Consider the following 20,351-nt stretch of genomic DNA (forward strand, 5'->3'; position numbering starts at 1 on the left):
CAACGGCTATGGTAAATCCATTACTAGAATTTACATAAGCGAAAGACCGAATAAATTCGGTCTTTGAGATGTCGCCGCAAGCATTAAGCACTCTTAAATCAGGTTTGATCCAAGCGCAGTACTGCCATAAATGCTTCTTGCGGTACATCCACAGTACCCACAGATTTCATCCGCTTTTTACCTTTTGCTTGCTTCTGTAATAATTTCTTTTTCCGGCTGATGTCACCACCGTAGCACTTAGCTAACACATCTTTTCGCAAAGCGGGGATGTGTTCGCTGGCAATAACTTTACTGCCAATAGATGCCTGAATTGGCACTTTAAATTGATGGCGGGGAATTAGTTCCTTGAGTTTTTCCGCCATTGCTCGCCCGACGTTGTAAGCTTTATCTCGATGCACAATCATCGCCAAGGAATCCACAGGATCGCCGTTAATCATAATATCCAGCTTCACCAGAGGATTTTCACGGTAGCCAATAATGTGATATTCCATACTGGCATAACCGCGCGATCGCGATTTCATTTGATCAAAAAAGTCAGTCACAACTTCCGCCAAGGGAAGTTCGTAAGTAAGTGTCGTTCGTCCTTGAGCGAGATATTTCATATCTTTGAAGATGCCACGGCGATTTTGTGACAACTCCATCAAAGCGCCGACATAAGTTTCCGGCGTAATCATCTCGACTTGGACGTAAGGTTCTTCAATTCTTTCGCGATCGTTGGGAGAAGGTAAGCGGCTGGGATTATCAATGTACAGTTCCTCACCTTTGAGGGTAATCACCTTATAAACCACCGAGGGGGCTGTAATGATTAAATCTAAGTTATACTCCCGCTCTAGACGTTCCTGAACAATTTCCATGTGCAGCAAGCCCAAAAACCCGCAACGGAAGCCAAACCCCATCGCGCTCGAAGTTTCTGGTTCGTAATGCAGCGCTGCGTCGTTGAGTTCGAGTTTTTCTAAAGCTTCCCGCAAATCTTCAAATTGGTCAGCATCAATGGGGAACATCCCGCAAAAAACCATTGGGTTCGCTTCTGCATAACCTGGTAAGGGTGATTCTGCTTTCGCCTTACTGAGGGTAATTGTGTCTCCTACCCTTGCATCAGCTACAGCTTTAATTGCCGCTCCCAAATAGCCAACTTCCCCAGCGTGGAGTTCATCAACTTGCTTTTGAGTGGGGGAAAGAACGCCTAACTCATCAATTTCAAATTCTTTACCGGATGCCATTAAATGGATGCGATCGCCTTTTTTCACTGTGCCATCCATCACCCGGAAATACACAATTACTCCCCGGTAACTGTCGTAATAGCTATCAAAAATTAACGCCCGTAAGCGCTCATTTATGGTATTCGGCGGTGGCGGTATCCGTTCGACAACTGCTTCTAAAATCTCATCAATACCAATTCCTTCTTTAGCAGAGGCAAGAATCGCACCACTGCAATCTAGACCGATAATTTCTTCAATTTCGCCAATTACTCGTTCTGGTTCTGCCCCAGGCAAATCGATTTTATTCAAAACCGGGATAATTTCCAGATTACTCTCTAACGCTAAATATACATTCGCCAAAGTTTGCGCCTCCACACCTTGGGACGCATCTACTACCAATAGCGCTCCTTCACAAGCAACAAGAGAGCGAGAGACTTCATAGGAGAAATCCACATGCCCAGGAGTATCAATTAAGTTCAGCACATACTGCTGACCATCCTTAGCTGTGTAGTTCATCCGGGCAGCTTGCAGCTTAATTGTAATGCCGCGCTCCCGTTCCAAATCCATATTGTCGAGAAACTGTTCCTTCATTTGTCGGTCTTCAACAGTGCCAGTAGCTTGTAGCAAGCGATCGGCGAGGGTTGATTTCCCGTGGTCGATGTGAGCAATAATACAAAAATTGCGAATGCGAACTGCGGGAACGTCAGTCATATACTATCTTTGCCTTAGCAGCAACCAAAGTTAAAAGAGCAATTTACTTAATGTATTTTAATGCTTTCTTAGCCAAGACGCTGCTTTTAGTGGGGACTAGGGATTGGGGACTAGGGAAGAATTACCCTAACCTAATACCCAGTCCCCAATCCCCTCTTCACCCCATCTTTAACTTTTGATCTAAATAGGTGGACTTTTAAGAATATTATGAAAGTCTATTTGTCGCTGCTAGTATTCAACAGCTAGGAGCGTACAATAAATGTAAATAAGTACATGTAGGGATCATGTAGGGATCGTGGGCAATTACCACCCGTAATTACCTATAATCACTGATTTCTCGGCAAAACTTCTAAAGCCATTGTCTAGTAAGTTATATGAAAAATGCGATTTAAAACTTAAAGCTGTTACTTTGGTGCTATCTCAGGGAACTATGTAAATGTCCCGTTGAAGATTTTTCAGTGAATTAGCCCAAATTATGAATATAACTACTTTACAAAGCTTTAGACAAAACCAATTCAGAGTATATCAAATCTATGAATATGCAAGAGAAAACTACCGAAGCGGAAAATATACCAATCGATAAGGTAGAAATTGCTGTCCGCTTGGACTCCGAGCTACTAGAGCAAATTCAGCATCTCACCAATGACCCAAGTAAAGTGATTGAGGTGGCGATTCGTCAGTGGTTGCGGGGTGAAATCCTTAGAGATGACGAACTGACACGTACTCCTGTGCGTACCCCCGTTCCTCCTCGGGGTGAATGGAATGATTGACGCTATTAATCAGCTGTTAATGCAAGTTAAAAAGTGAAGTTTGCCAATTTGAATTTCAGATCACCAAGAAATACTCAATAAAAAACGAAAAAGCTGTAAGAATTTATGCAAAAATTTGAGCAGCTTTAGTAAAATTACGGTCGGATACCCTTTGTCTATCCAACTCAATTAATGACTATTACTGCCAATTCCCAATTGTCAAATGTATTTTCCCAAAATCTGGAATCTATTCCCAGTAAGACTGATGGCTCATTAGCAACTCTAGGAGCCGAGTTGGTGTATACGCAAGATGGGGCAGGGCGCTATCTGACCTTTTGTTGGCAGCACAGCGAACTCCTGGGGTTAAATACCGAAAAAATAGTTGATGAACTGAACCAGACCCAAACCTTTGCCCCGGTGGATAAGGTTATTTATTTGGAACGATTGCACCGAATTTTGACAAGTTTGGTGCCAGAAAGGTTTCAGTGTTGGTTTAGCTACCAGCAGGAATTATTTGAGTTGGAATTGGTAATTAGTCCGATTATGCCGAGTTTGGGGACTACTGCTACTACAGTTTTAGTGATGGGACGCTTAGTGCAAGCGACACTCAACAAAAAACAAGTGCCTGTGGCATCAAAAACGCCCACACAAATAGAGGTGGCAATAAGAGCGCAGCAACACCAAAAAGTGGTAAATCGCATTACCAGAAATATCCGCCGAACGTTGGATTTAGATATTATTTGGCAGCAAACAGTTGATAGTTTAGGGAAAGCACTGCGGCTAGAGCGTTGTATTATTTGTCCTTATCAGTCCTCTAGCTCAAAAGTGGAGGTTAAAGCTGAGTATCACCAGGCAGTACTCAAATCAATGCTTGGCTTAGAAATAGATATAGTTTCAGAGCCTGCTTTTGCTCAAGCTTTGACAACCCTAGAACCGGTTGTAATGCAAGTGCCTGGATATGCACAGTCTGGGCAGCAGAAAACTTTGGTGATTGCAACTTGCTATCAAGACCAGGCCAATGGATTGGTTGCCTTGAGTTGGCAGGATGAATGCTACACATTAACAGAATCAGAATTAGAACTGGCAAAAGAAGCAGCAGATCAATTGGGAACTGCGATCGCTCATGCTACTTTATATGAAGAATTAGAAGTAGCGCGTCAAAAAGCCGAAGAAGCTTCCCGTCTCAAAAGCGAGTTTCTGGCTAATGTATCCCATGAAATTCGGACTCCCCTCAACGGCATGATTGGCTTCTTAAAGCTAATCTTGGAAGGGATGGCAGATGATCCAGAAGAACAAAACCAGTTTTTGTCAGAAGCTCACCAATTATCGATACATCTGCTGAATATTATCAACGACATTTTGGACATCGCTAAAATCGAAGCTGGCAAAATGGAGCTAACTTACGCTCCAGTCAAGCTAGATGAGCTATTTCATGATGTAGAAGGTTTCATGCGTCCCCAAGCAGAAATGAGAAACCTCGGCTTCCAGATGCAAATGCCTCCTACCTCGGATGAAATCATTGTCCAAAGCAACTACCAACGGTTGCTACAAGTGATGCTCAATTTGGTAGGTAATGCCATCAAATTTACCCATGAAGGTGGTGTCACCGTTAGCGCCGATTTAGTACTCAAAAAAGCGAACTTTCAAGACCAGCAGTTTCCAGGCATGGTGAAAGTACGTGTAGCAGACACTGGGATTGGTGTTTCTTTAGACAAACAAGATAAACTGTTTCAATTATTCTCTCAGGTGGATGGTTCCCGCACTCGCCACTACGGCGGTACAGGTTTAGGATTGGCAATATCCCAAAAGCTAGTGGAGGCAATGGGCGGCGAGGTACATTTTTATAGTCTGGGCGAAGGACTTGGTTCAACAGTCACATTCACTGTGCCACTATATCAACAACCAGTCATGGTTTCATCCAATGATGGCGACTCAACAAGTAGTGCTGAATGTTAGTCATTGGTCATTGGTCATTGGTCATTAGTGATTTGGAAGATTACCAGTACTGGGTTTTGAGTTTTAAACTTTAAAGTTTTTTAGCATTAGCAATTATTATTTAATAAGCATATTGGGGGCTTGTACTGAGCCTTGCTATAAAGCCTGCGACATAGCTACGCTTAGGGCACAGCGTCTCATAGAAAAGTATGGGGTATTGGGAAAAAACCCTCCTTGTCCTCACCTCCTGGCGTTCTCTTCAGGACTTTAACCGCTAAAGTAGAGTAGGAGGGCTTGCACGACAAATTGTTCAGCTAATCTAATATCAAAATTGCTAAAACCAGCAGTGGTTTAGTCAAAAGTCATTCAAAACTGACACCTGACAATCTAGCGGCAATTAGATTTAGGATCGATTTAACAAAGCTGGAAAATAAAATTTTGGATAATGGTTAATGACTAACCGCGTATCTGGCACAGAGATCATTATTATTCAATGCCTAATGCTCCATGCCCCATGCCCAATCCCCAATCCCCAATCCCCATCATTAACTTAGCAGGTCTAAAACTATGGAACTCACAATCGACAACGTTGAAACAGTCTTAGATGAAATGCGCCCTTATCTCATTTCTGATGGCGGCAATGTGGAACTCGTAGAACTCGATGGGCCTGTTGTAAAACTGCGCCTGCAAGGTGCGTGTGGTTCTTGTCCCAGTTCTGCAATGACCTTGAGAATGGGTATTGAGCGCCGCTTAAAGGAAATGATTCCCGAAATTGCAGAAATTGAACAAGTGGTGTAAAAGTTAGGAGTTAGGAGTTAGGAGTTATTGAGTTTTGAATCAACTCCTAACTCCTCATTCTTAACTCCTAACTATTCCTATGTCCCATCCTCTCTACATCGCTTTTATCTGGCATCAACATCAGCCACTGTACAAATCTCCTGGCAGTGGCGCTTCGCTATCTTCTAGTCAGCAGTATCGACTTCCTTGGGTACGTTTGCATGGGACTAAAGATTATTTGGATTTGGTATTGCTCTTAGAGCGGTATCCTAAGTTACACCAAACGGTGAATTTAGTTCCATCGCTGATATTGCAACTCGAAGATTATATTGCTGGCACTGCTTTTGATCCTTACCTCACTGCCAGTTTGACACCGGATGAACAACTCACCCAGCAACAGCGCGAATTTATTATCCAACACTTTTTCGATGCCAATCACCATACTTTGATTGACCCTCATCCCCGCTATGCCGAGTTGTACCAACAAAGGCAGGAAAAAGGGCAAGCTTGGTGTTTAGCAAATTGGGAATTGCCAGATTATGGTGATTTGCTAGCTTGGCATAATTTAGCTTGGATCGATCCTCTGTTTTGGGATGACCCGGAAATTGCTACTTGGTTAAAACAGGGACGGAATTTTACTTTAAGCGATCGCCAGCGCATTTATTCCAAACAGCGAGAAATCCTCAGCCGTATTATCCCTCAACATCGAAAAATGCAGGAGGCGGGGCAGTTAGAAGTTACCACCACGCCTTACACTCACCCGATTTTGCCCTTACTCGCTGATACTAACTCTGGTCGGGTAGCTGTGCCCAATATGACATTACCTAAGCAACGTTTTCAGTGGGCAGAAGATATTCCCCGCCACTTGCGGAAATCTTGGAACTTTTATAAAGACCGCTTTGGACAGATACCTCGTGGTTTGTGGCCTTCGGAACAATCAGTAAGCCCGGCAATACTTCCAGATATTATTAACCAAGGATTTAAGTGGATATGCTCAGATGAAGCCGTCTTAGGGTGGACGCTGAAACACTTTTTTCATCGGGATGGGGCGGGGAATGTGCAGCAACCAGAATTGTTGTATCGCCCCTATCGCCTGCAAACCGCTGAGGGTGACTTGTCAATTGTGTTTCGTGACCACAGATTATCAGATTTGATTGGCTTTACTTATAGCGCCATGCCAGCAAAAAAGGCAGCTGCGGATTTAGTGGGACATTTGCAAGCGATCGCTAAAATGCAAAGAGAAAGTCAAAGTGAAGAACCTTGGCTAGTTACCATCGCTTTGGATGGGGAGAATTGCTGGGAATTTTATCCCCAAGACGGCAAACCCTTCCTAGAAGCTTTATATCAAACCTTAAGCGATGAACCCCGCCTCAAACTCGTCACAGTTTCCGAATTTCTCGAAGAATTTCCAGCCACAGCCACCATTCCCGGAGGACAACTACATAGTGGTTCTTGGGTAGATGGCAATTTCACCACTTGGATCGGCGATCCTGCCAAAAATCGTGCTTGGGATTACTTGACAGAAGCAAGGGAAATGCTTGCAAGTCATCCTGAAGCAACGGAAGAAAACAACCCAGAAGCATGGGAAGCGTTGTATGCCGCAGAGGGTTCAGACTGGTTTTGGTGGTTTGGTGCAGGACACTCCTCAAATCAGGATGCCATCTTTGATCAGTTGTTTCGAGAACATTTGTTTGGCATTTACAAGGCATTAAATGAACCTGTACCGCCCTACCTCAAGCAACCAGTGGAAATCCACCAAGCACAGGGAAGCCACACACCACAAGGATTTATTCATCCCGTCATCGATGGTAAGGGTGATGAACAAGATTGGGATAAAGCTGGACGCATAGAAATCGGCGGGGCGCGAGGGACGATGCACAATAGCAGTGTCATCCAGCGACTTTGGTATGGGGTGGATCACCTGAATTTCTATGTGCGGCTGGACTTTAAAAGTGGCGCTGCACCAGGGCGGGATTTTCCAGCAGAGTTGAATTTGCTGTGGTTCTATCCAGAAAAAACAATGGTCAATAGCCCAGTTCCCTTGGCAGATGTACCAGATGCAGCCCCACTTAATTACCATTTCCACCATCTTTTAGAAGTTAACTTGCTGACGCAATCGATTCAGTTTCGGGAAGCTGGAGACAATTATCAATGGCATCCCCGTTTCAGTCGCGCTCAAGTAGCTTTAAATAATTGTTTAGAGTTGGCAGTACCGTGGGCAGATTTGCAAGTTCCGCCAGATTATCCTTTGCGCTTGATTTTGGTGCTTGCAGATGAAGGGCGTTTTTGCAACTATTTACCAGAAAATGCTTTGATTCCTATTGAGGTGCCTTAGAACTCAATAGGTTTGGTGTTTAACCCTTTCAAAATGACTTGTAATATCATGTCCGCTAAATTACCCATAATAAAAGAACCCCACCCCGCCAAAGCTATGCTTTGTCTCCCCTCCCCGCTTGCGGGGAGGGGTTGGGGGTGGGGTTCTTCGAGTTTAATAAGCAATCAAGCGGACATGATATAAAGTCTCTTTTTTCTCTCTGCGCTCTTTGCGTCTGGGCGGTTAAAAAGTCTTTTATTTAACCACAGAGGCATAGAGGACACAGAGAGAAAGAGACAATCCTAAAAGCTTTTACTTAAGTTTACACAAATGACAGATGTACGCCCCTACAGTCGATTAATTTGCTACAAATGAATTTATACATGTTTTATCTTATTTGTCAACCTGTAATTTCTACAAACATTTAGTTTTGTTTTTTGAAAAAGTTTAATGATTTGGCAAAGTTACAGTAGTTTTACTGTAACCAAGGAATATTTGTCATAAGATTAGAAACATTTCAGAACAGATATTCTACGCTAATGGATCGCTTTTCTCAGAAAATAACAAATTCTCAAGAGAGCATTTTACAGCACACTCAACTTGGCCAGATGTGTGGTTCCAAGAAGCTGTTTCGCGATCGCTATGAAATATTGCAAATTTTGGGTCGAGGTGGATTTGGGATCACGTTTTTAGCCAAAAATGCCGTATTACCTGGGAATCCTCTCTGTGTTATTAAACAGCTTTGTCCGAAAGTGACTAATCCTCAAAGTTGGCAAAGGGCATGTAGGCGCTTTGAAAAAGAAGCAAGAACTTTGGGTCAACTCGGTAGTCATTCGCAAATCCCCATGCTATTAGACTACTTTCAGGCAAATGGGGAGTTTTTTTTAATTCAAGAATATGTACCGGGTTTGACTTTGGCACGAGAAGTGCGGCAAACTGGCCCCAAAAGTGAAGCTTCAGTTAAACAGTTTTTGCAAGAATTATTACCTGTATTAAAGTATCTTCATAAACATAATGTGATTCATCGGGATATTAAGCCCCAGAATTTATTGCGGTGTGAGTATGACAGACGAATAGTGCTGATTGATTTTGGGGCGGTGAAAGAGCAATTAGCTGATGTTTGTGAAAATTCTCGTAATCAAGTTGCAAACACCAACTTTATCGGAACCAGGGGATTTGCACCACCAGAACAGTTTTCTCTACGTCCAGTTTATGCCAGTGATATTTATGCACTGGGTATAACTTGTATTTTTATGTTGACTGCTAAAAGTCCTTTAGAATTTGACTACGATGAAAATACTGGTGAAATATGCTGGCGAAAAGAGGTAAATATTAGCAATAGTTTCGCCCAGATTTTAGGGAAAATGGTAAAAATTTCGTTAACTGATCGGTTTAAAACTGCCGATGAGGTGATGAAAGCTTTAGGTAATGACAGCTATTCGCCTACTTTGGCTGACTGTCTAAGTACCCAAAAATTAAATAATAAAAGTATTGCACAATACGGAAATTCTTACGAAACTCCTGATGGATATTTACCACCTGTTAATAGAACTGCTAACGCTATTCGGAGATGGAGAGCAAAGCTAAAGTAAACAAGGTCGCATTCCCTAAAGTATAAAATTAACAATTAATGATGGGTGATTTAAAATATCAAAAATAAATTTAGTAAGCATTTTAACCACATTTAATAGTTATGATGGTTAATTAATAAGGGTTTATCTTTAATACTTAGTACGTTATTGCTTGCCAATATACAAGCAAAATTACTAGGTTTAAAAGTTCTGAAAAATTTTTATTCAAATTATTATATAATCGAGAGAATAATTAATCTTATGGCTCTCGTAGTTTTCCACAGATGAGGAAGACTGACACTATTTACAAACGCTAACTATATTAAGTAATTCCCCAATCCCCAGAACAGGGTTTTTCTACCACGAGTAAGCGAGAGTCAATTTTCTTAAGGGAAAGTTCGGGGCAAACTTAGCCTAAGTTGTCATGCAGTCGCGCCTGTCAGATCATGATCTGCTGCTTAAATCCCGATTGCTCAAATCCCCTGAATCCCAATGGAAAGAAGTTTTGCCAAAGTTGTAGCACCCCGTTGGTGTCACTTTTAAGAAATCGCTTCCGTGTCATCCGAGTTCTTTCAGATGAGGGGGGATTTGGCAGAACCTATCTATCAGAAGATGTCGATAAACTCAATGAACGTTGTGTTATCAAGCAATTAGCTCCAAAATTTCAAGGAACTTGGTCGCAAAAAAAGGCAATGGAGTTGTTTGCTGAAGAAGCACAACGATTACAAGACCTTGGGGAACATCCCCAAATTCCGACTTTGCTAGCTTACTTTGAGCAAGACGGCTGCCTATATTTAGTGCAGCAGTTTATTAATGGAGAAAATTTATTAAAGGAGTTGCAACAGCATAAGGCTTATAACGCTAGGGAAATTCAATCTATTTTGCTAGATTTACTGCCCATCCTGAAATTTATCCACGATCGCAAAGTCATTCATCGAGATATCAAGCCAGAAAATATTATCCGCAATAAAACTGATGGGCGATTAAGTCTAATTGATTTTGGTTCTTCAAAGCAATTCACCGCCAAAGTTCAACAGAAATCTGGCACATCCATTGGTTCACATGGTTATTCACCCCTGGAACAAATAAGAGATGGTAAAGCTTTCCCCGCCAGCGACTTGTTCGGTTTGGGCGCTACCTGCTTTCATCTGCTAACGGGAAATTCCCCTTTTCAGTTGTGGATGGAATCTGGGTATGCATGGGTGAGTAATTGGCGGGAATATTTGCGGAGTCCATTAAATCCTGAGTTGGATTTTGTCATCGACAAGCTTTTGAAAAAAGATATCCATGAACGTTACCAGTCAGCTGATGAAGTTCTTAGAGATTTGAGTCCAAAACAACTCCTCGCGCTACCACCAGCCGGGAAATCCTCTGGAAAAATACCACCAACTAAAGCACCGGATTTACCAAAAAGTTATCCCTTAGTGAGAATTGTAATCTTGGTAAGTGCTTTTATTCTGTTGTTTGGATTTCAAGAATCTTGGTATAGAAATTTTCGGCGGATTCAGACTAGTTTAGTTTCTCGGCTGACTCAGCATAATAATTCTGGCAAAGATGAAGCGTTTTTAGGTCAACCACTAAAGATTACTTTGGGTAAGGTTTCCTTAGTTAATACCCTGCAAGGGCATGGAAACTCGGTTTTATCTGTTGCCATCAGCCCCGATGGCAAAACCATTGTCAGCAGTGGGGGCGACCGGAAAATCAAACTTTGGAATCTCGCAACCGGAAAACAAATCTCTTCACTCGACGGGCATTCTCAGCAGGTGAATGTAGTAGCGATCAGCCCAGATGGCAAAACTCTGGTTAGTGGAAGTGATGACAACACCATCAAAATCTGGAATTTAGCAACGCGAAAGCAAATTCGCACTCTTACGGGGCATTCTGATTCAGTTCATGCCTTAGCCATCAGTGCTGATAGCGAAACTCTGGTTAGTGGAAGTGATGACAACACCATCAAAATCTGGGATTTAGCAACAGGAGAGCAAATTCGGACACTGACAGGGCATACATTCTGGGTGCGATCGCTAGCTATTAGCCCTAATGGTGTGATTCTTGCTAGTGGCAGTTTTGACAAGACTATCAAAATCTGGAATCTGACAAAAGGGTACTCAATCCGCACACTGGAGGGAAATTATCAAACAGTAACAGCCGTGACTATCAGCCCAGATGGTAAAACTTTAGCCAGTGCTAGCCGCAATCGCACCATTAAACTTTGGAATCTAACTACGGGAAAAGAAATTCGCACACTTACGGGACATGCCAACACAGTTACATCCGTAGCCTTTAGCCCCGATGGTAAAATTATTGCTAGTGGTAGCCGCGATGTCTACGACGGGCTACGCCTACGCACCATCAAATTGTGGAATTCAGCCACAGGAGAAGAAATTCTGACATTGACGGGTCATAGCAACACTGTGACATCTGTAACCTTCAGCCCTGATGGCAAAACCCTTGTTAGTGGTAGCGAAGATAATACTATTAAAATTTGGCAATTGTCTCAGTGAAGAGGAATTTTGATATTTCCCAATAGTTTGGAGCAGAAAAATACAAGTTCATATCATGTCCGGCAGATTAATTATAATTTTTGCATCTGTGCAAAAACTTGAAAACTCTTTTCCCCCTGCCCCCTTGCGCTCTTAATGATAATCACAATTTTATGCGATTGCTGCGGAAATATTGCCTTCAATTATCGCCATCTATCATACCTGAAGACGTAATTTTTGATTTTATAAAGAAAAATTCTACCTTTTGCAATCGAGGTTGTTTTAATGCGATCGCTGACTTCAATATTGCATAATTTGCCATGCTCTGTAATATAACCTATGCCAAAATGCTTATTTACTCAATCACTAATGCATCTTTAAGCGGATTCATATTTGTAGCTAAAGATTGATGCTGTCCGTGTCAAAACTTAATATGCTTTAACTATAACTTGCAGCAATTCAATTGAGGAATGTGATCGTGAAACGCTTTAATGTCTCTAAAATTATCGGAAGTACTGCTCTTGCTCTAAGTTTGGCTACCTTGCCTACAGTTCTGCCTGCTTCTGCTCAGACAACAAGCACTACCGATGGAACTGTTACAAATACTACCACAGATACCTCTACCACCGACAGAAATTATCAGGATGGCGATTGGGGTTTATTGGGTTTACTCGGTTTATTTGGTTTATTGGGTCGTAAGAGCCGCAAAGCCGATGATAATGTAGCTTATCGTGACCCTAATGCGGTAGGTTCCACCGGTTCTCGTTCTAACTATTAATAATTAGTTGCGTTCTAATTTCGCGTAAGTCCTAATGATAATTACGGAAAAAGCCTACCAATGCAGGCTTTTTTCGTGTGTATACATGATTGTAAGGCTTGGGGAGTCAAGGCGTGCCAAGTTTGCCGAATTGAATTGTTAATTGAGACTTCTCAAAAATAAAATTGCCGAACCAAACTGCTTTCCTAGTTTAGCTTTCAGAGCTTCACCGATGGTTATTTAGTTACAATTTAAAGAAATGTTTTTTGTATAAATTTAATTGGTGAAAAATGGAAGATTCAGTGTTTGTTATATTCCTTAGCTTTGGGTTTATCTGGCTTTTGATGGGAGTTGTAGGTTGGATTGCGTTTTTAAAATCTGAGGGTGAGGAAATTAAGTTTGGTAAGTGGGGACTTATAGTTGCTATTCCAATCTTAATACCAATAATTGTTTCTCTTATTATTGGTGTATTGTATAAAAAATGAACAATTACTTGTTAATTGCACCCCTAACCAAAATCACTGTACTTTCTACACCAGAGGCGATCGCTTCTGGAATATTACCTTGAATCGCCTGCTGCAACAATCCCTCTTGCGATGCTCCCAAAACTACAACATCGTAACCTTCGGTTTTAACTAAGTTAATCACACCTTCCGCGACTGAATTAGCTTGCACTGGGAGAGCAACAACACTACTGGACAACTTTCGCCGCCGCATCAAATGGCGGATGGCTTGTTCTGAAACTGACATATCTGGCTTGAGTTCAGATGACTTAAACACCTGTGTCAGATGAATTTGCGGATCATTTCCCAATGTAATTAAAGCCGGTAGCAATTTAATCGCCAGTGGGGAATTGGGGCCACCAGCCATCGGGACTAGCCAACGGTTGAAGAGGGGACTGGGGACTGGGGATTGAGGAGTTTTGCCTAATTTTACTAATACTACTTCGCAGGTGGCTTGGCGAATTACGGTGTCTACAACGTTGCCAAAAATCCGACCAGGGGTAGATGTGTTTCCTTTCCATCCCATTAAAATTAGGTCGATGTGTTGTTCTTTGATTGTCTCCAAAAGTGCGTGCGCTACATCATGGGTAACTCGTATCTGCGTGTGCAAGGGAATTTTCCACTTTTTAGCTAAGACTTCCGCCTGTCGTAGCAAGCGGCGACTTTTTGCCGTCCTTACTTGTGTTTCTGATGGGGAACTGTGGCGGGGTATCAGCATTACTTGCACACAATCTATTTCATAATGGCGATCGCGGGCAATAGCTGCTGCCATTTGTAATAAAATACCTGCTGTTTCTGGATTAGCTACTGGCACTAATAATCTACCATTGCCGGTACTGGGCGATCGCGTTTGGTAAACTATATAAGAAGGTTCTGGTCGCAGTTTAAGAGTCCGGTTATCAGCATTGAGATGATCTGCTTCCGCCCGAATAATATCTGCACGAGTAATAATCCCAATCAGTCTCCGTCCATCCACTACAGGTAAGCGACTGATTTGATAGCGATCGAGTAAATACAGTACATTGCTCAGGGTATGGATTGGTGATACTGTCATTGGGACAGGGGTCATTATTTCTTTTAAGAAAATATCGGCTAGGTTGCGTTCGCGGAGCGTGTGCTTTGCACTCTCGCGTATTTTTAGTAAATCTGATTGCGTCACAATTCCTACTAACTTGTTATCTTGTACCACAGGGAAACCACGATGATGAGAACGAGCAAAAGACTGCATTGCTTCTTCCAAGCTCATCTGTGCATCCAGAGTTTCTACTCGTTCTTGCATCACATCTTTGGCAGTTAACTTGGTTAATGCTCCTTCCATAGGAGCTTCTTTGGTGAGAGTGATGCCTTTTAATTCCAAAAGTTTTTCATAAAGCGAACCAGGCACTACTTTATCCGCAACCAGGTAAGCTGCTACAGAAACAATCATCAAAGGTAGTACCAGATTGAAATCTGTAGTCATCTCAAACACAATCACAATTGCTGTGATTGGCACTTTAGAAACAGCACTAAAAAATCCCCCCATACCTGCTAGTGCGTAAGTAGTAGGAGAACCCGCTCCGGTGATGTATAACTCAGATACACCGATGATGTGTCCTAAACAAGAACCCAAAATCAGACTGGGAGCGAATAATCCCCCTGGCGCTCCTGAGCCAAATGCTATGAGTGTGAGGATGAACTGAGCGGCAAAGGCGATCGCTGCTACAGTAGGTTGGGAACCTCCAGTAATTAAGGACTCCCGTAATCCCGTATTATCACGAAAGGGTGCGGGGAGCATGGACACGACAACACCAGAGAGGAATCCAGCCAAAGCTACCCGCAACGGTAAGCTGATATGTAATTTTCTATAAAATTTAATACTAAATATTAAGCCGCGATTAAACAATGCACCCAACAACCCTGCCAAAATACCCAAAAGCACGAAAAAGGGAATTTCTGGGATGGAGAATTGGCTGGAAGATTGTACCAATTGCAGGTTAAGGTCAAGAGAGCCACCACCTAAAAGTCGGGATATCACCCCACCAATAAAGGAGGCGATAATCGCAGTACCCAGAGTCAATCCTGATAAATCTTGGAGTAACTCTTCAACGATAAATAATACACCTGCGATCGGGGCATTAAAAGCAGCTGCTAAACCTGCACCCGCACCTGCTGCAATCATTTGCCGCCGATGATCTGGGGAAGTAGGAACCCAACGACTCATCCCTGCTGCCAAACCTGCCCCTACGTGAACAGTGGGGCCTTGTCGTCCCAGAGTCATGCCCGAACCGATGGCAATGATGGCACTGAGTAACTTCACACCTGCCACGCGCCAGGATAATTTCATCGGCACATTGGCTAGAGTTGCTTTGACTTGCGGAATACCGCTACCATAAGCCTCTGGTGCCAACCTATCCACCAACCATCCAGCCACAAATCCCAGTATAAGACCAATTATCGGTAGTGCTAGCCATACCGGGAAAATCTGGGTACTATGGACTCGCCATGTTCCCAGCCATCCCGATCCTACTTTCAAAAATACCGCAGATAGGGCAGCAACCAGACCGATAACACAAGCTTCGGCGATCGCTAAACCTCTTCTAGGCTGCCACCAGGTGCGAAAGCGCTGATTCAGAACGGGAAGAGACATGATTTTTGGGGATTAGGGGATTGGGGATGTTGCAGGGGGCGAGGGGAAGCGGGAAGGGGGAATAGCGTATGAGGCTTTGAACTCTGTTAATAAACCTCTGAACTCCGTTAATGAGTCTAGGAGTTACGCATTGACAAAAAATCTCATTCATGTGTATTAAGCAACACAATTATTGGTAAGATTTTCTACAATGTAATCACGCAAAACTAAAGTGAATAAGTTCCTTTGCAGTTCATACCAATTAGAAATTATGTTTTCAGAGCGCATTTTTTCTAAACGAACAAATGCTTGAAGTGAACAGAATATGTGTGTTTTAATCGCTTGGGTATCTCTAACCATGAATCGACAAATCCCGCATACTTGTTTGATAGCTCTGTGAAAACTTTCAATTCCCCAATGGGTATCATGAATTGCCACAAATTCGCTTCTAGTTATTTCCTGTAGAGATTCTTCATCTGGTAGATGCTTTTATGATGTTTCCCAGACCAAAAATAACCGATTAATTCTGCATTCTTTGGGTCACTATACAATTTTTCTAATACTGTGTCATCAACACTTAAAATCCCGCCTATTATATTTATGATTTCCTTAACTGTATCAAATAAATCTTTCGGTTCATATCTTTCTCTCAGTAAGAATCTGTTTACACTGTCGTGTGACACGTTTTCTAATATCTCTGCTAATCTACAACATCCCCCATGTTTTGGTTCTGATAACAAAAACAGTGTGTAATGTTCCAGATTGCATTGTGCTGTGGACGGTTTGCTGATTTCTCTGATTGTCCGATACCTAGTCATTGGATGATACTTTTTATCAATCCACTCTTTTGCCACTTTGTCAATGCGTAAGTCCTAGAGTCTTTGAACTCCGTTAATGAACCTCTTAACTCCATTAATGAGTCTTTGAACTCCATTAATGAAGCTCTGAACTCCATTCTTTTACCTCAATGCCAAATGAATGCCCAATTCAATTACTTCTCGCTGTCGTGGATAGTCCCTCTATTATTAAAGATGGAGTATAACAAGAACCATTCCAATCAGCATCATTACCTAGTTTAACCAATTGCTTAAGGGCAGTGTAGACATTACCTGCAACCATCGTATCTTTAACGCGCCCAATTACCTGACCATTTTTGACGCGGTAGCCTAAATCAACGTTGATTGAAAAATCTCCAGAAATACTGCCGCCATCACCCAGCATTTGATCCACAATTATGCCATCATCCAGTTCTTGAATTAAATCTGGTAGTGATCCTGAACCTGGCTGGATCAGAAAATTAAATAAACCAGGGGTAGGATAGCTACCTAAACCAGGGCGAAAACCATTTGCAGTCGTGTCAGTACCCAGTTGGCGTCCGGTGGTGCGATCGCCATAAAAATGCTGTAAAATTCCGTTTTGGATAAATACTAAAAATTGAGTAGGAGTGCCTTCATCATCAAAAGGGCAACTATAAGGGCCGGCTTCTGGATCTTGGTAGACGGTGAGAGTGGGTGCAACTACTGGCTTACCCAAACGTTCTCCCCAAGGGGAAGCTACTTCTAAAACTCGCTTGCCATTCAAAGCTTCTTGCACAGTGCCCCAAAGCATATCAGCAGCTTTAGAAGTGAACAAAACCGGGACGCGACCAGTAGGAGATAAGACATTTTCTCTGGCCCAAATTAACCGTTGTAAAATTTGGTTAGCTAATATTTCCGGGTGGAGTTCGCCCCGCTTAGTTTGACCATCGGCAACACTTAAAAAATCATCACCGCGCACCCATTCAGCTGATATATAGCAATTGAGGGTAGTATCAGTGTAGTAACAATCTAAACCTTTAGTATTGACTATTCTGGTAGTTTCAGCATCACATTCCCAGTCACCATTGCAAACAACATCAGGATAGGCATCGCGGATGAGTGCGATCGCTTCTTTGCCCCAGTCTACCAAAACTTCTATCGGCACACTTTCGCCTAAATCTGGGTAAGAGGGCCCAGAGTTAGAGCCTAATTCCACTGTTTCAGGTAGATTCAGTTGACTTAGAGCCAGAGCTTTTTCCACCATTACTTCGGCTAGGACAGAACCGTAAGCCACCGTGAGTCCCGGACGTCCGTTTCGCCAAAGTCGTAGTGCTGTGCCTTCAGATTGGTTAGTTTCTAGCTGTTTGAGTCGGTTTGCCTCAAAAAACACTGGACGAGAAAGCGATCGCGACTGATACACCTCAGCAGCTTCTGCTCCAGATTTTAAAGCTAGTTCCAGCAGCTGTTCTGCTAGTGTATCTTGTGACAAATTTTCAGAACCCATGACCCTTAGTGCAATTGTGGATTTTGAACCGCATATCAACGCCCTCTCTTGAAAAGTGCGATCGTCAAAAACCGACGATTAAACTTTCTCCGTGATGAACGCAGATAACCATCCAAAAATCATCAGCATGTTTCGGCAGTTGCGATTTTGAACCACAGATCAACACTGATGGACGCAGTTAATTATCCCAAATCATTGCCATGTCTCAACTAGTCATTCGTCATTTGTCATTAGTCATTAGTTTTATTCTCCCCTTGCTCCCCCTGCTTCCTCTGCTCCCCCTGCCTCCCCTACTCCCTACTCTCCACTCCCCACTCTCCATTTTCAAAGATTCACCTCTTGCAACAGCCAAAAACCAGCAAAAGCTTCTGCTTTAGGATCAGACTGTACACCGATAAAATGCACTCCGTTAGCTTTTTGCTTGGCTTCTTCAAAACCTTTGGCTTCTGCTAAAAGTTCAGGTTTTTTAATATTTGCCACAATCCAGCTTTCGGTTACACCAGTTTCTAAAAGCAATTTCGCCTCAACGCTAGTATCAAATCTTAAAAAAGCCAAATCCAAACCAGACATCCAGCCTGCCAACGGCAATGCTCTAGGTGAGAAAATTAAAATCCCAGGAATACGGGTTTCGGGTGAAACTTTCGCCAACTCTAGGGGGAAAGCTTCACCAAAGCCAATTTCCCACTCTGGCATTTCTGCCAAATCCGCAGCATCTAAGGTAACAAATACCCACTGCTGTCCTTCCAAAGCATCTGGTAAACGTTGCGGCAAAGGTTTCTCCAAGCGGACTGAGGGATTAGCTCCTGCTTGATACCCTGCCTCTTGAGGATACACTTCCTCCATGCGCTGTTCTAGCCAATGGTTGAGAACCAAAGTACGGCGGCTAGGCTGGGCGGGAATACCCAAGTCTTGGCAGGCTTTAGTAATCATGTTGTTCATTTGGCGGCGGAAAAAGCGGATTTTAATTGGTGCTTTTCCAGCTTGGTTAATAGCTTCTTGTAATGCTGTCCGCAACCAGCCCGAATTTACCTGGGTACTGGGACAATACTGAGCATAGCGAAACAAAGAATCTACTTTTGTACTGATATCCAAGGCGCTTTCGCAGACTAAGACTTCCCAAACTTTTTTCTGATTATCGTCCAAAATCGGACGGGAGTAAAAATCGATTTCCCAAATACTGCCCATGTTTTGCGGTAAAAATCTGGCTGTTATGTTTTCCTGATATGTTGATCATACGAGTCTTAGGGCAGCAGGGGAATAAGGGAGTGGGGAGTTGGGAGTGGGGAGTGGGGAGTTTTTTGGAGTAATAGGTTTGTCGATCGCTCTTAAAGGGGTTTATCGTCTCCATAACATAAATACAAAATATGTCAAAATAATTCCTAATTGATAATGACGCTAACGTAATTCGTAATTTATAGAATTCAATTACGAATTGATCCTAAAAGATCCTAGAGAGGTAGATGAATGCAACTAGAAGATTATTTTGAGTTTATAGACCCAGATGACATCCGTATCAAAGGGCATCGGATTGGTATTGATAATGTGATTCAATATTACTTGCAAGGATATTCACCAGAACAAATTATAGAGGAATTACCTTCCCTCAATTTGGAGAAAATTTACGCAACGCTTACCTACTACCTGCATAATCGTGTTGAAATAGATGCTTATATGTTGCGGCTAGCAAAGTGGCAAGAACAGCGTTATCAAGAATCATTAGCTAATCCTTCACCTTTGATGCAACGTTTAAGAGCATTAAAGGTACAACGTGAGCAGGAGTTGCTAAACTCTTGGTGAAGGTACGTTTTCTCCTTGATGAAAATTTGTCGCCCAAGCTGAAGACATCTGTTTTGCGCCTCAATCCAGCAATAGATATTCTGCGCGTAGGCGATCCCGAAGCACCGCCATTAGGTACGCTTGACCCAGATATTTTGCGCTACCTAGAATTATCCCAACGAATATTGGTTACAGACAACCGCAAAAGTATGCCCGAACATCTAGAAGAACACTGGAGAGATGCAGGACATATTTGGGGACTAGTTTGGTTGCGTTCCAGTGGGAACCTCAGTATTTGGGCAGAAACAATTTATTTGATTTGGGAAGCGACTGAGGCAGAAGAGTGGATTGATAGATTGGATTGGATTCCATTTTAAAATTTGGCGTTGCTGAATTGAAGTATGAATTTAGAAACCCACTTTTGCTAAGTAGACTCATTCAGCCAATAATTCCACAACTTGAAGTAAAAACGAGTAACAGAGAAGTTTTTATAGCCGTGGGAGTGTCAAAAAATCTTCCTCATTTTCCCCGGTTGATCCAAACGCCTCTGAGTCCAGCTGCTTTAGCTCCGTGGTAATCTTCTACAACGCTATCGCCAATATGCCATGCTGCCTCTGGGGAACATTTATGTTTATCTAAAGCAATGGCAAAAATTTGAGGATTGGGTTTA

The 20,351-nt window shown here is 42.6% G+C and carries 15 protein-coding genes and 1 pseudogene; 10 read left to right on the forward strand and 6 right to left on the reverse strand.

Annotated elements, in window-relative coordinates; all coding sequences use genetic code 11:
- Positions 1–98 precede the first annotated feature (98 nt).
- Positions 99–1,910 carry a translation elongation factor 4 gene (gene lepA / locus VE944_RS10780; protein ID WP_324976428.1) on the reverse strand — a complete coding sequence of 604 codons (1,812 nt, stop codon included), beginning with the start codon at positions 1,908–1,910 and terminating at the stop codon, positions 99–101.
- 533 nt (positions 1,911–2,443) lie between these two features.
- On the opposite strand from lepA, the gene VE944_RS10785 reads away from it, so the two are divergent.
- From VE944_RS10785 to VE944_RS10820, 8 genes are all read left to right on the forward strand, one after another.
- Positions 2,444–2,680: a hypothetical protein gene (locus VE944_RS10785; protein WP_324976431.1), complete on the forward strand. Its 237-nt coding sequence runs from the start codon at positions 2,444–2,446 to the stop codon at positions 2,678–2,680.
- 171 nt (positions 2,681–2,851) lie between these two features.
- Positions 2,852–4,615 (forward strand): sensor histidine kinase, encoded by a 1,764-nt coding sequence (locus VE944_RS10790; RefSeq protein WP_324976434.1) that lies wholly within the window; start codon positions 2,852–2,854, stop codon positions 4,613–4,615.
- A 546-nt stretch (positions 4,616–5,161) separates the two neighbouring features.
- On the forward strand, positions 5,162–5,392 hold the full coding sequence (locus VE944_RS10795; RefSeq protein WP_324976437.1) for a NifU family protein: 231 nt from the start codon (positions 5,162–5,164) through the stop codon (positions 5,390–5,392).
- 79 nt (positions 5,393–5,471) lie between these two features.
- A complete protein-coding gene (locus VE944_RS10800; RefSeq protein ID WP_324976440.1) occupies positions 5,472–7,706 on the forward strand; it encodes a glycoside hydrolase family 57 protein in 2,235 nt (744 codons plus the stop codon).
- A 518-nt stretch (positions 7,707–8,224) separates the two neighbouring features.
- Positions 8,225–9,277: a serine/threonine-protein kinase gene (locus tag VE944_RS10805; protein ID WP_324976443.1), complete on the forward strand. Its 1,053-nt coding sequence runs from the start codon at positions 8,225–8,227 to the stop codon at positions 9,275–9,277.
- Between the two features lie 425 nt (positions 9,278–9,702).
- Positions 9,703–11,760: a serine/threonine-protein kinase gene (locus tag VE944_RS10810; RefSeq protein ID WP_324976445.1), complete on the forward strand. Its 2,058-nt coding sequence runs from the start codon at positions 9,703–9,705 to the stop codon at positions 11,758–11,760.
- A gap of 457 nt (positions 11,761–12,217) precedes the next feature.
- Positions 12,218–12,517 carry a WGxxGxxG family protein gene (locus VE944_RS10815; RefSeq protein ID WP_324976447.1) on the forward strand — a complete coding sequence of 100 codons (300 nt, stop codon included), beginning with the start codon at positions 12,218–12,220 and terminating at the stop codon, positions 12,515–12,517.
- Positions 12,518–12,786: 269 nt separating this feature from the next.
- Positions 12,787–12,981: a hypothetical protein gene (locus VE944_RS10820; protein ID WP_324976450.1), complete on the forward strand. Its 195-nt coding sequence runs from the start codon at positions 12,787–12,789 to the stop codon at positions 12,979–12,981.
- A gap of 4 nt (positions 12,982–12,985) precedes the next feature.
- On the opposite strand, the gene VE944_RS10825 is transcribed toward VE944_RS10820, so the two are convergent.
- The 4 genes and pseudogenes from VE944_RS10825 to VE944_RS10840 form a co-directional block, all read right to left on the reverse strand.
- Entirely contained in the window at positions 12,986–15,625 is a 2,640-nt protein-coding gene (locus tag VE944_RS10825) for a chloride channel protein (protein ID WP_324976453.1), read from the reverse strand.
- 156 nt (positions 15,626–15,781) lie between these two features.
- Positions 15,782–16,404 (reverse strand): annotated as a pseudogene (locus VE944_RS10830) (hypothetical protein).
- A gap of 187 nt (positions 16,405–16,591) precedes the next feature.
- On the reverse strand, positions 16,592–17,905 hold the full coding sequence (locus tag VE944_RS10835) for a TldD/PmbA family protein (protein ID WP_324976456.1): 1,314 nt from the start codon (positions 17,903–17,905) through the stop codon (positions 16,592–16,594).
- A gap of 324 nt (positions 17,906–18,229) precedes the next feature.
- Positions 18,230–19,090 (reverse strand): Tab2/Atab2 family RNA-binding protein, encoded by an 861-nt coding sequence (locus VE944_RS10840; RefSeq protein ID WP_324976458.1) that lies wholly within the window; start codon positions 19,088–19,090, stop codon positions 18,230–18,232.
- 279 nt (positions 19,091–19,369) lie between these two features.
- Here VE944_RS10840 and VE944_RS10845 point away from each other — a divergent pair, with 279 nt between their 5' ends.
- Entirely contained in the window at positions 19,370–19,702 is a 333-nt protein-coding gene (locus VE944_RS10845; protein WP_324976460.1) for a DUF433 domain-containing protein, read from the forward strand.
- Positions 19,699–20,058: a DUF5615 family PIN-like protein gene (locus tag VE944_RS10850; RefSeq protein ID WP_324976463.1), complete on the forward strand. Its 360-nt coding sequence runs from the start codon at positions 19,699–19,701 to the stop codon at positions 20,056–20,058. The genes VE944_RS10845 and VE944_RS10850 overlap by 4 nt, the downstream gene beginning before the upstream one ends.
- A 142-nt stretch (positions 20,059–20,200) precedes the next feature.
- On the opposite strand, the gene VE944_RS10855 is transcribed toward VE944_RS10850, so the two are convergent.
- Positions 20,201–20,351: HAD-IA family hydrolase (locus tag VE944_RS10855; RefSeq protein ID WP_324976466.1), on the reverse strand; the 151-nt coding region annotated here is incomplete at its 5' end.

It is taken from the genome of Nostoc sp., assembly GCF_035638895.1.
Taxonomy (GTDB): Bacteria; Cyanobacteriota; Cyanobacteriia; order Cyanobacteriales; family Nostocaceae; genus Nostoc.